Source organism: Corynebacterium sp. HMSC074C01, from assembly GCF_001814605.1.
Classification (GTDB): Bacteria; Actinomycetota; Actinomycetes; order Mycobacteriales; family Mycobacteriaceae; genus Corynebacterium.
In genome coordinates this window covers 274,181-287,854 of sequence record NZ_KV817269.1, presented here as the reverse complement: position 1 = coordinate 287,854, position 13,674 = coordinate 274,181, and the positions used below count along the sequence as shown (strand labels likewise).

Genomic DNA, 13,674 nt, shown 5'->3' with positions numbered 1-13,674 from the left:
AGTGCTCTTAGTCTGGCAGTTGAGTATAACGTTCTAACGCCCGTTTTCTATGTTGCGAAATGGCGTCGACAAGCTTCGGTGGCCCCACGACCCGCATTCGGTCCGCTTGGCCGAGGGCGAAGCGGCTAAACCAGGCTTCGGAACCGACGGGCATTGTGGCAGCTATGAAGCCATTTTCCAGCCGTTCGCCGAGCGTGATGTCGTAGTGCTCGGCCAGCCAGGTGAATTCTTGGTTAATCTCCAGCTGCGCAACAAGAGTGTGATCTAGACCAAAGGGGGAATCGGGGTTGAAGTCTAGCTTGCGCAGGTGCGGGGTGGCGGTTACGTCAAGCACCTCAACATCACTCATACGGTCCAAGCGGAACGTACGGTGCTCCCCCACCGATTCATCCCAGGCCACCAAATAGGGTTCGCCATCCACGATGAATATTCGTGCCGGGTGCACGGTGCGCTCGCTGGTGCGGTTGGAGGACATACTCCAGTAGGTAAAACGCACTTGCCGGCGCTTGTCGACGGCCCCCGCCAACGCCGCTTGCACCTCGGACTCCTCCGGATCCGTCGTGGCCAGAGAATCGTAGATGGCGGCGGTCTTTTCATCCATAATCGCGCGTAGCTTCGCGGCGGCGGCATGGACCGCGGAGACGTCGACAAGCCCCGGCATTGCCTCAAGAGACTCGAGCGTTAGCAACAACGCGCCGGCCTCCGTTGGGGTCAGACGCAGGGCCTGGGTTAAGCCTTGGTCGTTGTAGATCTCGATGCCATCGCTGTAGCTGAAGCTTAAGTCGATAAGATCCTCAGTATTACGGCCCACCCCGGAGCAGAAGAGCCTGTCGACGGCATCCTTAAGCTCAGCAGGGGTCATTCCCAAATCCTCGGCCGCCTCCATCGGGGTCACCCCTGGGTGGTTGCGCAGGTATGGGATGAGGTTGAGGGAGCGAACAAGAGACTGCAGTTTGCGTGGCTGATCAGCCATGGTGCGATTCCTCCCCACTCAAGAGCGCGATGATGTCGGAACGAACTTCTGTCGGTTCAATCACCACGACATCTGGTGCATATCCCGCGGCGGTGCGCACTAGCCAATCGCGGCGCACGCCCGTCAGCGCAAGGAGGCCATCCGCGCGTCTGCGTCCGGCGTCGACAAGCTCCGCGGCCTGGCCATCTGGTACCTCAAGGAGGGCATCGACGGTGTCTCCCCGGTCAAGCGCTTCCACGACGAGATCTTGCAGCGGCGCGGTGGGCTCGAGGTGGGTGGCCCCAGCGCGCGAGCGCTTAACGTTGTCCACGCGGGTGGCGCGGAAGGTGCGGGGTGCCTCCCGGTCCACATCCCACCCGACGAGGTAGACGCGATCACGGTGATTGACCAACCCCCACGGGTCCATGTGGCGGCGAACCGGCTCGGCTGAGGGCGTGGCAAAGTAATCAAAGGAGATACGCAGCCCCGCACGCACGGCGGTAATCACCCCGGTGACGAGCTCTGGGCTCAGCCTGGTCATGTCATTGACCGCGGTGTAGACGGGCGCGCCGCGCAGGTCGCGGGAGGCTCCCGAGGCCGCTAGTTTTGTCCACGCGGACAAGCTGAAATCACTCAAGCCGCCCGGGGTGCCAATCCCGCCGGCAACGCCCAACACCATGGCTTCTTCCGGCGTGAAATCGACGGGAGGCAGCTGGTAGCTTTCGGGATCGAGGCGATACAGCGAACCTTCCGCCCCACTACTGTGTACTACTGGCACGCCGGCGCGCTGCAGGGTCAGGATGTCACGGGAAAGTTGCTTGTGAAAGGCCTCGTCGCTGCGTGATTGGTAGCCCTCGACGTGGCTGCGGATCCACGCCGCGCTGCGGTCCGGAACCCCGCCTTGGTGCGCTGCGCCATGCAGCGCAAAGGTGAGGTTGGTGAGCCTTTCGATAGCGCGGTCTCTGACCGGCGTCCTGGCTGCAGTTCGATCTGCTGAGGGCATAGTGGCAGGTTCCTTGATCAGCTCTAAGGCTCTAAGAGCCTGGGTGCGAACGCATGTAGTCTAACAACCCATCTAGGCGCGGGTCCTCGGAGACAAAGGGGTCGGAGAACTCCTCGGTCATCGGCTCAGGCCGGTTGACCTTCATCCGCGTCCAATCCACCGTTACCGCGGCATCGAGCTCGCGGGCAACCGCGAGAAACTCCCCGCGCAGCTTGGCACGGGTGGTCTGCGGGGCGGTGTCGACGGCGGCATCGATTGCAGCATCGTCGATCCAGCGCTCCACCATGCCGCGCTGCTCCAGCACGCTGTAGAGGCCGCGGCCTGGGCGGATGTCGTGGTAGGTTAAATCGATCTGGGCCAGTTTGGGGTGCGCCCAATCCCCGTCCAGGCGCTCGCGGTAGCGGTTCAGCAGGCTGCGCTTGATGACCCAATCGATCTCGCGGTCAACGCCGGAGAAATCCTGAGTCTCAATCGCTTGGAGGGTGCGCTTCCACAAGTCCACGACACGAGCCAACTCAGCCGTCGGAGTGCCTGCGTCCTCGCGGTGCTCCAGCCAGCGCTCGGCGGCGGTACAGAGCTCCTGTTGCACGGCAAGCGCGGTGGTGTTGCCGCCTCCCTCGAGCGGAAGCTCGGTGCGGCCGGTTGGGTCGAGCGCGATGGCGCGGATGTGCTGAATTGGATCAAGCACCGAAAGCTCCGGTACCTCAAAGCCAGCCTCTAACATCTCCAGCATGAGCAGCGTGGAGCCAACTTTGAGGGCCATCGTGGGCTCGGCCATGTTGGAGTCACCGACGATGACGTGCATGCGGCGGAAACGCTTGGAATCACCATGCGGTTCATCGCGAGTATTGATGATGGGGCGAGAGCGAGTCGTCGCAGAGGACACGCCTTCCCAGACTTGGTCGGCGCGCTGTGAGAGCACGAAACGCGCAGGTTCCTCGCCTTTGGCAGGTTTGATCATCCCCGCACCGCAAATGAGCTGCCGGGTAATCATAAACGGCAACAGGGCTTTGCCAAGGTCCTTGAGCACCACGTGGCGACTGATGAGATAGTTCTCGTGGCAGCCGTAGGAATTGCCCGCGGAATCGACGTTATTCTTGAACAAGTAGACGGCGCGCTTCTCCCCCTCGTCCGCCAAGGTTTTTTCCGCCTGCACGGCCATGCGGTTGACCATGGCGTCGCCGGCGCGCTCATAGGCAATGAGCTGGCTGAGGCTATCGCACTCCGCGGTAGCGAACTCCGGGTGGGAACCCACGTCCAGGTAGAGGCGGGAGGCGTTGGGGCTGAAGATATTGGAGGAGGAGTACTTCGACACGATGGGCCGGAAAAGTACGCGGGCTATCTCATCCGGGGACATCACTCGCTGTCCCTCGTTGGCGCTAGCGGTGATGCCGTACTCGGTTTCGATGCCCATAATCCGCCGTGCGTAAACGGGGGCGCTATCGGAGGGCTGCTCCACCTTTACTCGCCGCCCTTTTGGACGTAGGAGCGCACGAACTCCTCGGCGTTGGACTCCAAAAGACCGTCAATTTCATCGAGGAGGTCATCGGTACCCGCGCTGTTGATGCTGACTTGTCCGGCGTCGAACTCCGGGGTGTCGCCTCCTTGACCGTTGCCGCCGCCGGCGTTGATCTGAGACTGCTGTCCGCTCATCTTCTAGAGCTCCTTTCGCGAGTGGAAAATGCTGCGCTAATACAGTGTAGGGTACTCGATTCGCACCCCGAGCTGGCGCAAACTATTAACGAAATCGGCGGCGCTGTCCGCAGATTCCAGCAGAGCGCCCACCTCGTCCTGCCCGAGTCTTTTTGTGTCGTCGAGTGCCACGCAGGCGGTTCCAGAGTTGGCTCCCTCGGCCTCACCGATGCGGAAGGTCAGCGACTGCCAAGACGCCGCCAAGACCTCCTCCCCAAACTTCCGGGTGGCGTGGCCGCGTAGGTAAGCGCGGGTATCTGCGGGCGGCGTTTCCGCTGCAGCAGCAATCTCTTCCTCACTGACCAAGGACCGCATCTGCCCCTTGCGAACCAGCGCGTGGTAGAGGGACTTGGCCGGGTCGATGTCGGTGTACTGGAGATCGATGAGCGCGAGCTTCGGGTCATCGGCGGCCACGCCGCGGTCGAGGTAGCCCTTAATCAGGCGGTATTTGGCTACCCAATCCAGCAGGTGGGCGGCCTTGAGCGGGTTGTCGGCCAAGAGCGCGACAACCTCATCCCAGGCGGCAAGTACCTTCTCATCCGCCTCGGAGGCGGCGGTAACCCTCTCCCGGTAGGCGGCGAGGATGTCAAGGGCGGTGAGGCGGCGGCCGTCGCGAAGCGCCAGCTGGTGCGTCAAGGTGAGATCGCGGCTGACCCGCTGCACCTCCTCCACCGGCTCTGCTAGGCGCAGATCACTAAAGTCCACGCCGCTCTCGATGGCATCGAGCACCAGCGACGTCATGCCCAGCTTGAGCAGCGTCGAGGTGTGGGACATAGTGGCATCACCGATGATGACGTGTAGGCGTCCAAAGTCCTCGGCCACCGCGTGCGGCTCATCGCGGGTATTGATGATGCCGCGGTTGAGGGTGGTTTCCAGGGAAATCTCCTGCTCGATATAGTCCGCGCGCTGCGAGATCTGGAAACCTGGCTCTTCGCCGTCAGCACCCAAACCCATGCGCCCAGCACCGGTGACCACCTGGCGGGCAACGAAGAAGGGAATCAGCCCTTGGGCAATTTCCTCGAAGTCAGTTTCCCTGGAGTACTGGTAGTTCTCGTGGCTGCCATAGGAAGCACCCTTGCCGTCCACATTGTTCTTGTAGAACTTCAGCGGCGGGCAGGTATCGTGTGTGGCCAGCACGGACGTGCCCTGCGCTGTCAGCGATGCCACGGCCTCCCCTGCACGGCGCAGGATGAGGTCGCCGGCGGCGTCGTAAAGCATCGCATCCCAGGCATTCGTACACTCCGGCGAGGAGTACTCGGGGTGAGCGTGGTCGACGTAGAAACGCGCGCCATTGGCGGTCACCACGTTGGCCACACCCAAGGCGTTCGGGTCCACCACGGGCACGGTGTGATAGCGCTTGAGATCGAAGCCGCGGCTATCGCGTAGCGGGTGCTCCTCCCGAAAATCCCAACGGGAGCGCGCACCGGTATGCAGGGCGGCATAAGCCACAACAGCATGGGTGGACGTCACGATCGGTGATAGCGCCGGGTTGGACGGCGTAGAGATTCCATACTCAGTCTCGGTACCTAGAACACGACTCAAGGTTGTACTCCCATCAATTCGACCCCGGTGACATGCGCGCCGGCGGAGGTCCCGGCGACGATCTTGGCCCACTCCTCCGGGTTGGCGGATGTAGGTACGTATTCCGATTCAGCCTGCTCGGCAGCGATGGCCTGGTGCAGGTGCGCGGCGGTAATGCCGGCGGGCTGTGTATCCCCCGCCGCGTTGGTTTCGTCCAACGCCTCCTTGATAGCCAGCTTCTTTGCGCGGGAGACGATGTTGGCGATCATCGCGCCGGAGACGAAGTCCCGGTAGTGCAATACGCGCGGATCCGCGTTGGAGAAGTGCAACGTGACGAAGGGGCGCTCCGCGTAGAGATCCTCCACTGCGGTATCGATGAGCTGGGAAAGTTCGCCCTCGTGTGGAACGGTGTCCGGGAAATGGCGGGCGAAGATTTCGCGCGCACCCTGCTTGGTGGGCCGGTTGACGCGAATCTTGATGTCGAGGCGCCCCGGGCGCATGATGGCGGGGTCGATGAGCTCCTCGCGGTTGGTGGCACCGATGACGATGACATTGCTGAGCTTTTCGACGCCATCCAGCTCCGTCAAGAGCTGCGGGACAACGGTGGTTTCCATATCGGAGGACACACCGGAACCGCGCGTGCGGAAGATGGACTCCATCTCATCGAAGAAGATGATGACCGGCCGCTGGCTGCCATCCGCAGTGGGCTCAGAAGCAAGCTCGCGGGCGCGCTCGAAGATGAGGCGAATGCGGCGTTCAGTCTCACCCACGAACTTGTTGAGAAGTTCTGGGCCCTTCACGTTGAGGAAGTAGCTGGGGGCAGTAGCGCCGAGCGACGCCGACAGAGAATGCGCCACTGCCTTGGCGATGAGCGTCTTACCGCACCCAGGCGGACCATAGAGCAGCACGCCCTTCGGCGGCTGGAGATCGTATTGGCGGTAGAGCTCCGGGTGCAGGAAGGGCAGCTCGACAGAGTCACGGATGAGGGAGATCTGCTCGTCCAAACCACCGATATCCTCGTAGGAGACGTCTGGAACTTCCTCCAGCGTGAGCTGCGCTACCTCAGTCTTGTGCACTCGTTCGGTGGCCACGCCTGATTTGGACTCGACCAAGAGGGTATCGCCGGCGCGCACGGTATCCCGCAGCGCTGCAGCGAGGAGAATAACCTGCTCTTCACCGGAGGAATTAATGGCCACCGCGCGGTCGGTGCCTAGGCGTTCTTGGAGCGTCGCCAGCGCGCCAGTATTTACCGGGGCGCAGGCCTCCACGACGACGAAGCCCTCACCCAAGCGGACCTGCTGCCCTACTTTAAGGGAGCCTGGCTCCAAGTTGGGCGAAATCTTGACTCGCATGGCTCGGCCATTGGTATAAACCTCGGCGTCGCGGTGTAAATCATGGGCGCGCCCAGAATAGCCCAGAAAGACACCGTATGTGGAGGCGGGTTCCGCAAGGGCGTCCACCTCGGCGAGCATCTGCTGAAGCTTCGTGCGTGCATCCTTCAACAGGGCAGCAAGCTTGGCATTGCGTTCAGCGAGCTGCTCTATCTGGCGACGCTGCTGGCCAAGTTCCTGGGCATGAGTGGCATCGTTCATAGGGTCCACCCTAGCGCGCAGTGCGCCACGTTTAACCTCGGGGCTTATTTTCGGGCGCGGCGCTGCGGGCGGGGCGGGGTGACGCCGTCGGCAAGCCGGCGCGTCCAGATCAGAAACGCCGTGTGCGCATTCATGCGATGCTCCGGGCGGGTGGCCAAGCCCTCCACCTTCCATTCACGTACGAGGGACTCCCAGGCGCGTGGCTCCGTAAAGCACTTCAGCTCGCGGATGCCCTCCATCACCTTCATCAGCTGCGGCACGGTGGCCACATAAGTCATGAAGACGCCGCCCGGGATGAGTATGTCGCGCACCTTCTCGAGGTGCTCCCAGGGCTCGAGCATGTCCAAGATGACGCGATCCACGGGACCGCCGAGCTCCTCGACGGTCACATTGGCCAAATCGCCAAGCCGCGGGCTCCACCACTCGGGCTGCTCACCGAAGTATTCGGCGACGTTATCCACGGCGTATTCCAAGTGGTCATCGCGTACCTCATAGGAGAAAACGTGGCCTTCTGGCCCTACGGCGCGCAAGAGGGTCATTGAGAGTGCACCGGAACCGGCGCCCGCTTCCAGCACGCGCGCACCCATGAAGATATCGCCCTCGACCAGAATCTGCGCGGAGTCCTTGGGGTAAATCACCGCGGCGCCGCGCGGCATCGACAAGACGTGATCCACCATGAGGTGGCGGAACAAGAGGAAGGAGCTGCCCAGCGTCGAATCGATGACGGAGCCTTCATCCATGCCCACGATGTCATCGTGGCTGATGATGCCCTTGTGCGAATGGAACTGGCCTCCCTCCTCGAGGACGATGGTGTAATGACGCCGCTTGGCATCCGTGAGCTGCACGCGGTCGCCGTAGCGGAAGGGGCCAGAATAAGCCATGGCGTGGAAACCTTTCACATAATTTGGGGTGGCAAGGATTAACCCACCAAGTATGCCTCAAGGGCGTCGCCAAGCCATAGTTGGTCGCGCTCGCCTACCAGCTCGCGGGCCGAGTGCATCGAAAGCATCGGCACACCGACGTCGACGGTGGGGATGCCCAGGCGGGTGGCGGAAATCGGGCCGATGGTGGAGCCACAGGGCACGTCGTTATTACCCACGAAGCGCTGGACCGGAACGCCCGCACGACGGCAGGCAGATTCCCACAGAGCTACAGTGTTGGCGTCGGAAGCATAGCGCTGGTTGCCGTTGATCTTGGTGACCGGGCCTTGGCCGATGATCGGGTGGTGAGTGGGATCGTGCTTTTCCGCGTAGTTGGGGTGCACGGAGTGGGCGGCGTCCGCAGAGACACAGCTGGAGCGCGCGAACATCTGGAAGCGCTGTTCCTCATTGGCGCCAAGCGCCCGCGCGGTGCGGGTCAAGATATCACCCAGAATCGGCCCACCCGCACCATAGCGCGAAGAGGAGCCCACCTCTTCGTGGTCAAAAGCCGCCATGACGAGGACGTCCTTGTGCTCGATGGAGTCGGCGCTTTTCGCAGCAGCCAGCAGGGCACGCAGCGAAGCATGAACGGAAGAAAGGTTGTCCATGCGGCCGGCAGCGATGAGCCTCTCACCGGCACCGAAGACCTCACCGCGCTGGGCGTCGGCGGTAATCAGGTTGAAGGAAGCGATGTCCTCTGGGTCTACGCCGAGCTGCTTGCCGACGACCCCCATCACCGACGTTTCCGGTGTGCCCACGGAGAGCACCGGCTGCATGTGGCGCTGGCGATCCGGCTTGAATTCATCCTTGCGGTAGAGGTGGATAGCCAGCGAAGGCAAGCGCAGCAAGGGGCCGGTATTGACCAAGTGGCGGGTGCCATCGCGCAGGACGACTTGACCACCGACGGTGAGCTCGCGGTCAAACCAGCTGTGGAGAAGGACTCCGCCATAAACCTCCACGGCTACCTGTTGCCAACCTGCGGAGTCGAAATCCGGGGTGGGCTTGAGAGCAAGACCGGGCGAGTCAGTATGGGAGCCGATAATCCGGAAACCCGAATCCGGACCGGCACCTTCGGGGACGAACCAAGCCATGACCGCACCACCCCGGACCATGACGTGACCGCCTGGTGCTGCCGACCACTCGGCAGACTCGTCTTGGCGGCTAAACCCCGCATCAACGAGCGTGCGCGCTACCTCCTCAGCCGCGTGGTAGGAGGAGGGACTGGCGGCGATGAAATCGAGAAAATCTTGCGTAGTGCTCATGCTTCCAGCTTGCCACGGACTGCCGGGTGATGCCGGAAGGACTGTGGGTGCCTATGCGCTAGTCTGAGAAACATTATGCCGAAACGACTAGCCCTCTCCCCTTCCCGCGCCTCCGACTACAAGCAATGCCCACTGCTCTATCGCTTCCGAGCCATCGACAAGCTGCCTGAACCTAAGACAAAGGCGCAGGTCAAGGGAACGCTGGTCCACGCTGTGCTGGAGAAAATGCACAAGCTACCCCGTGAGGAGCGCGAGTACCCAGTGGCGGTGAAGATGATCAAGCCTGAATGGGCGGTGATGCTCGAATCCGATCCGGAGCTGCGTGAATTGGTACCAGAGCCCGAGGAGCTGGACTTCTTCGTCGAAGTACGCGAGCTCATCAAAGGCTACTTCCAGATGGAAAACCCCCAAGGTTTCGACGCCCACAAGTGCGAGATGTACGTCGATACAGTTCTGCCCAACGGCGTGCCCGTCCGCGGGTTCATCGACCGCGTTGATGTTGCTCCCACCGGCGAGGTACGCGTGGTGGACTATAAGACCGGAAAGAAGCCACTCCCCCGTTATTCCCAGGACGCGCAGTTCCAAATGAATTTCTACGCGCTGGTGTACTGGCGGCTACTTGGCACCATCCCTACGCAGCTGCGGCTGATGTACCTCAAGGTTTTGGATTCGATGTTCCTCACGCCTGGGCCGGAGGAACTCGAGTACTTCGAGCGTGACCTAGGTGAGCTCTGGGCCAAGATCGAAGGCGATGGCAAGACCGGAGACTTTAGGCCAAAGACCTCGAAGCTGTGCGGCTGGTGTTCCTTTCAGGATCTTTGCCCCGCCTTCGGCGGTACGCCACCCGAGTATCCCGGGTGGCCAGGCCAAAGTTCGTAGACTGCGCCGCGTAAAACGGGCCGTGGTTTAGAACAACCCAGAGATGGAACCGTCAGCGGCAACATCGATGTTGTTCGCCGCAGGCTTCTTGGGAAGGCCCGGCATGGTCATGACGTCGCCGGTCAGCGCCACGATGAAGCCAGCGCCTGTGCGGGGCTGCAGCTCGCGGACATGAAGGACGTGGCCTTCTGGGGCGCCGAGCTGGCTCGGATCATCCGAGAAGGAATATTGAGTCTTCGAGATCACGACTGGGAACTCCTCCCAACCGTTGTCCTTGATGTACTTCAAATCCTTCAGCGCCTTAGACGAGTACTCCACCCGCTCGGCGCGGTAGATTTCCCTAGCAATGGTGTCGATGGAGGCCTCGATGCCCTCAGCGGGATCATAGAGCTGGTGGGAGTTACCCTCGGAAAGATTCTCCAGAAGGCGCTCAGCCAGCGCTGTTGCTCCCGCTCCGCCCTTGGCCCACACTTCTGCTTCTTCGAGCGCGACGTCGAAATCGGCGGCCCACTGGCGCATGAACTCGCGCTCGGCCTCGGTATCGCTCCAGAAGAGGTTGAGCGCGACCACTGGCTGAAGCCCGAACTTGCGCAAATTCTCCACGTGGCACTCGAGGTTCACCACGCCCTTCTTCAGGGCTTCCAGGTTCTCCGTGGTGAGCTCCTCGCGCGGCTGCCCACCGTTGTACTTCTGCGAACGGATCGTTGCCACGACGACCGCACCGGCCACATCAAGGTCACCGAAGCGGGACTTGATGTCCATGAATTTCTCGCCACCGAGGTCCGCGCCGAAACCTGCTTCCGTGAGGACGATATCGCCGAAGCGCATAGCAGTCTGGGTGGCCAACAGCGTGTTGCAGCCATGAGCGATGTTGGCGAAGGGGCCGCCGTGGACGAAGGCGGGAGTACCGCCAAGGGTCTGGACTAGGTTGGGGTTGAGTGCATCGCGCATCAGCGCGGTGAGTGCGCCTTCTGCCCCCAACTCGCGGGCAGTGACCGGCTTTTGGTCATAGGTGTAACCCACAGTGATATCACCGAGGCGCTTCTTCAGGTCTGCCAAATCGGTAGCGAGACCGAGAATGGCCATGATTTCCGATGCCGCAGTAATGGTGAAGCCAGTCTCCCCCGGCACGCCATGGGCGGGGCCACCGAGCCCGGTAACAACGTGGCGCAGGGCACGGTCATTGACGTCAACGCAGCGCTGCCAGGTAATGCGGCGCGGATCGATGTTGAGCGCATTGCCCTGGTGGATGTGGTTATCGATGATGGCGGCCAAGGTGTTAGTGGCCGCGGCGATAGCGTGGAAGTCACCGGTGAAGTGGAGATTGATGTCCTCCATTGGGACAACCTGAGAGTAGCCGCCACCCGCGGCGCCGCCCTTGATGCCCATGACAGGGCCCTGGGAAGGCTCGCGAAGGGCGACGATAGCCTTCTTGCCCAGCTGCGTGAGGGCGTCGGTCAAGCCGATAAGAACAGTAGATTTACCCTCGCCGGCTGGCGTCGGTGAGACGCCGGTGACGAGGACCAACTTGCCATCTGCGGGAGTATCCCCAACTTGAGTGATATCCACTTTGGCTTTGCTTTGCCCATAAGGAATAAGGGCCGTCTCCGGAATGCCTGCACGTGCAGCAATATCCGAAATCGGTTCGAGCTGGTGAGCTTGAGCAATATCAACATCAGAAGGTTGCGTAGTCATGCTCACCAGCTTAGCGCGCTAAAGAAGCGCGCTAAGCAACATCAAATTATTTCTAAATGATGCTAGGTGATGCTAGATAAGGACTGCGCCAAAGGCGTAGCACAGGAGGACCGACAAGACGATGCTCACAGTGCCTGGAATGATGAACGGGTGGTTGAAGACAGCCTTGCCAATGCGAGTCGAGCCAGTGTCATCCATTTCGACGGCCGCCAACAAGGTCGGGTACGTCGGCAGGATGAACAGCGCGGACACTGCTGGGAAGGCAGCCACTGCGGTAAGCGGGTTGACGCCGAGGGCCAGGGCTGCCGGCATGAGAGCCTTGGTGGTTGCGGCCTGCGAGTACAGGAGCGCCGCAGCGAAGAAGAGTACGATGGCCAGCAGCCACGGGGCGGACTCAATGATGGACCCGGAGATGGCCTGGATGTCCTCCATGTAGTGGTTGATCAGCGTGGTACCCAACCATGCGACACCGAGCACGCAGATACAAGCGGACATACCCGACTTAAAGACAGGCGTGTTGAGAACGTCGCCGGCGGGAACCTTGGTGACCATGACGATGAGGGTCGCAGCGGTGAGCATCACCGTCATGATGGCCTCGTTACGCGGCAGCGTCGGTTCCTCGATGAGACCCACCTGGGATGAGGTCAGGGTGGCCCACAGCATCACGATGACGATGGCGACGAGGAAGATGATGACCGAGGTCTTTGCACCTTGTGCCGGAGCGTAGTTCTGGGAACCTTGCGGCAGCTTCACCAAGCCCTGGGCCTTGCGTTCTTGGTAAACGGGGTCATCTTCGAGTTCTGCGCCCGAGCGGTTTGCTACCCAAGCGGCAGGGAAAATGGAGAGGAACGTAGCCGGAATGAGGACCGCGAGGATCTGCAAATAGCCCACGCCCATCGGCTCCAGTAGCGAAGCCAACAGAACAACGGCTGCGGAAATAGGTGAGGCGCAGATTGCCATCTGGGAGGCTACGACGGAAATCGAAAGCGGGCGGGAAGGACGAACCTTGCCCTCCTTAGCCACCTCAACGATGACCGGAAGCGTGGAGAACGCCGTGTGGCCGGTGCCCGCCAAGACGGTCATCAACCAGGTAACGATAGGCGCATAGAACGTGATCCTCTTTGGGTTCTTGCGAAGGAATTTCTCGGCGAGGTAGACCAGATAGTCCATACCGCCAGCACGCTGCATGGCAGCAATGGCGGCGATCACGGTCATGATGATGCCAATGACGTCAAAGGGGATGTCTTCACGTGTTACGGGGACACCGGTGAGGCCGAGTAAGAGAACGCCCAAGCCGCCGGCCATACCAATGCCGATCGAACCAATTCGGGCACCGAGATAAATCGCCGCGAGGACGATAATGATGTGCACAACAACCATTATGTAACTCCAATATGTGCAGGTGAACTGCAGTATGGGTGGTAATTCGCGCTGTGGTCAGTACACGACCTGGGCGCGACAACTGACAGTTCCAATTCTGCCCTATTTATGTGGCTTTGGCGAGAATCCAGGCCCGATTGTGTCCGTTTACACACCGATGTCAACCAATGCTCCCCCATCGGGGTGTCCACGGTGTCGGTAGCATCAGTTGGATTGAAAACAGCCAAACGCCCGTACCACCTTCAGTGAGGCAGTACGGGCGTGGACGAAACAGCAGAGGGTATTTACAACACTGGTGCTGTTGACGGTTTATTCATCGATGTAGAGCTGACCGCGGAACTCCGGGTGCATGAGGTTCTCAACGGACAGAACCTTGTTAAGGGTCTCCTCATCGAGCAGGCCCTTCTCCAGAACGAGCTCCTTGACACCCTTGCCAGTCTTGAGGGACTCCTTAGCAATCATGTCACCGTTGTGGTGGCCGATGAACGGGTTCAGGTAGGTGACGATACCAATGGAGTTCTCCACGTAGGCACGGCAGACATCAGCGTTAGCGGTGATGCCCGTGACGCACTTCTCACGCAGGGTATCGACGGCATTACCCATGATGCGGATGGACTGGAACAGCGCCTCACCGATAACCGGCTCCATGACGTTGAGCTGCAGCTGACCAGCCTCAGCTGCCATGGTCACGACGTGGTCATTACCGAAAATCTTGAAGCAGACCTGGTTGACAACCTCCGGGATAACCGGGTTGACCTTACCCGGCATGATGGAGGAG

12 protein-coding genes are annotated in these 13,674 nt (G+C 61.0%); 1 reads left to right on the top strand and 11 read right to left on the bottom strand.

The window, feature by feature from the left end; all coding sequences use genetic code 11:
- Nucleotides 1-7: 7 nt before the first annotated feature.
- From HMPREF2978_RS03700 to HMPREF2978_RS03665, 8 genes are read right to left on the bottom strand one after another with little or no spacing between them, the layout of a single operon-like run.
- Nucleotides 8-973 (bottom strand): helix-turn-helix transcriptional regulator, encoded by a 966-nt coding sequence (locus HMPREF2978_RS03700; protein ID WP_070528244.1) that lies wholly within the window; start codon nucleotides 971-973, stop codon nucleotides 8-10.
- Nucleotides 966-1,955: a helix-turn-helix transcriptional regulator gene (locus tag HMPREF2978_RS03695; RefSeq protein ID WP_070528250.1), complete on the bottom strand. Its 990-nt coding sequence runs from the start codon at nucleotides 1,953-1,955 to the stop codon at nucleotides 966-968. Before HMPREF2978_RS03695 ends, HMPREF2978_RS03700 begins: the two co-directional genes overlap by 8 nt.
- Before the next feature lie 31 nt (nucleotides 1,956-1,986).
- Nucleotides 1,987-3,369, bottom strand: coding sequence for a Pup--protein ligase (pafA, locus tag HMPREF2978_RS03690; RefSeq protein WP_070528253.1), 1,383 nt, complete (start codon nucleotides 3,367-3,369; stop codon nucleotides 1,987-1,989).
- 47 nt (nucleotides 3,370-3,416) lie between these two features.
- Complete coding sequence (locus HMPREF2978_RS03685) at nucleotides 3,417-3,608, bottom strand: ubiquitin-like protein Pup (protein WP_010186632.1); 192 nt, start codon at nucleotides 3,606-3,608, stop codon at nucleotides 3,417-3,419.
- Between the two features lie 36 nt (nucleotides 3,609-3,644).
- Nucleotides 3,645-5,189 carry a depupylase/deamidase Dop gene (dop, locus tag HMPREF2978_RS03680; RefSeq protein ID WP_070528257.1) on the bottom strand — a complete coding sequence of 515 codons (1,545 nt, stop codon included), beginning with the start codon at nucleotides 5,187-5,189 and terminating at the stop codon, nucleotides 3,645-3,647.
- Nucleotides 5,186-6,760, bottom strand: a complete 1,575-nt coding sequence (gene arc, locus HMPREF2978_RS03675) for a proteasome ATPase (protein ID WP_070528261.1) — start codon at nucleotides 6,758-6,760, stop codon at nucleotides 5,186-5,188. Before arc ends, dop begins: the two co-directional genes overlap by 4 nt.
- 44 nt (nucleotides 6,761-6,804) lie before the next feature.
- On the bottom strand, nucleotides 6,805-7,641 hold the full coding sequence (locus HMPREF2978_RS03670; RefSeq protein ID WP_070528264.1) for a tRNA (adenine-N1)-methyltransferase: 837 nt from the start codon (nucleotides 7,639-7,641) through the stop codon (nucleotides 6,805-6,807).
- Between the two features lie 38 nt (nucleotides 7,642-7,679).
- The gene (locus tag HMPREF2978_RS03665) at nucleotides 7,680-8,942 is read right to left on the bottom strand and encodes a M18 family aminopeptidase (RefSeq protein WP_070528267.1); all 1,263 of its coding nucleotides are present in this window, start codon (nucleotides 8,940-8,942) and stop codon (nucleotides 7,680-7,682) included.
- 75 nt (nucleotides 8,943-9,017) lie between these two features.
- On the opposite strand from HMPREF2978_RS03665, the gene HMPREF2978_RS03660 reads away from it, so the two are divergent.
- On the top strand, nucleotides 9,018-9,821 hold the full coding sequence (locus HMPREF2978_RS03660; protein WP_070528270.1) for a RecB family exonuclease: 804 nt from the start codon (nucleotides 9,018-9,020) through the stop codon (nucleotides 9,819-9,821).
- 27 nt (nucleotides 9,822-9,848) lie between these two features.
- Here the strand turns inward: HMPREF2978_RS03660 and HMPREF2978_RS03655 are convergent, their stop codons facing one another.
- From HMPREF2978_RS03655 to HMPREF2978_RS03645, 3 genes are all read right to left on the bottom strand, one after another.
- A complete protein-coding gene (locus HMPREF2978_RS03655) occupies nucleotides 9,849-11,516 on the bottom strand; it encodes a formate--tetrahydrofolate ligase (RefSeq protein WP_070744111.1) in 1,668 nt (555 codons plus the stop codon).
- A 72-nt stretch (nucleotides 11,517-11,588) separates the two neighbouring features.
- Nucleotides 11,589-12,896 carry an anaerobic C4-dicarboxylate transporter gene (locus HMPREF2978_RS03650; protein ID WP_070520532.1) on the bottom strand — a complete coding sequence of 436 codons (1,308 nt, stop codon included), beginning with the start codon at nucleotides 12,894-12,896 and terminating at the stop codon, nucleotides 11,589-11,591.
- Nucleotides 12,897-13,205: 309 nt separating this feature from the next.
- Nucleotides 13,206-13,674 (bottom strand): lyase family protein (locus tag HMPREF2978_RS03645; protein ID WP_246818720.1); only part of this gene is annotated, 469 nt, incomplete at its 5' end.

Coding starts and splice junctions, on each gene's coding strand:
- arc (WP_070528261.1), bottom strand. CDS start 6,760: ATGAACGATGCCACTCATGCCCAGGAACTTGGCCAGCAGCGTCGCCAG.
- HMPREF2978_RS03700 (WP_070528244.1), bottom strand. CDS start 973: ATGGCTGATCAGCCACGCAAACTGCAGTCTCTTGTTCGCTCCCTCAAC.
- HMPREF2978_RS03660 (WP_070528270.1), top strand. CDS start 9,018: ATGCCGAAACGACTAGCCCTCTCCCCTTCCCGCGCCTCCGACTACAAG.
- HMPREF2978_RS03685 (WP_010186632.1), bottom strand. CDS start 3,608: ATGAGCGGACAGCAGTCTCAGATCAACGCCGGCGGCGGCAACGGTCAA.
- HMPREF2978_RS03665 (WP_070528267.1), bottom strand. CDS start 8,942: ATGAGCACTACGCAAGATTTTCTCGATTTCATCGCCGCCAGTCCCTCC.
- HMPREF2978_RS03650 (WP_070520532.1), bottom strand. CDS start 12,896: ATGGTTGTTGTGCACATCATTATCGTCCTCGCGGCGATTTATCTCGGT.
- HMPREF2978_RS03695 (WP_070528250.1), bottom strand. CDS start 1,955: ATGCCCTCAGCAGATCGAACTGCAGCCAGGACGCCGGTCAGAGACCGC.
- pafA (WP_070528253.1), bottom strand. CDS start 3,369: ATGGGCATCGAAACCGAGTACGGCATCACCGCTAGCGCCAACGAGGGA.
- HMPREF2978_RS03670 (WP_070528264.1), bottom strand. CDS start 7,641: ATGGCTTATTCTGGCCCCTTCCGCTACGGCGACCGCGTGCAGCTCACG.
- HMPREF2978_RS03655 (WP_070744111.1), bottom strand. CDS start 11,516: ATGACTACGCAACCTTCTGATGTTGATATTGCTCAAGCTCACCAGCTC.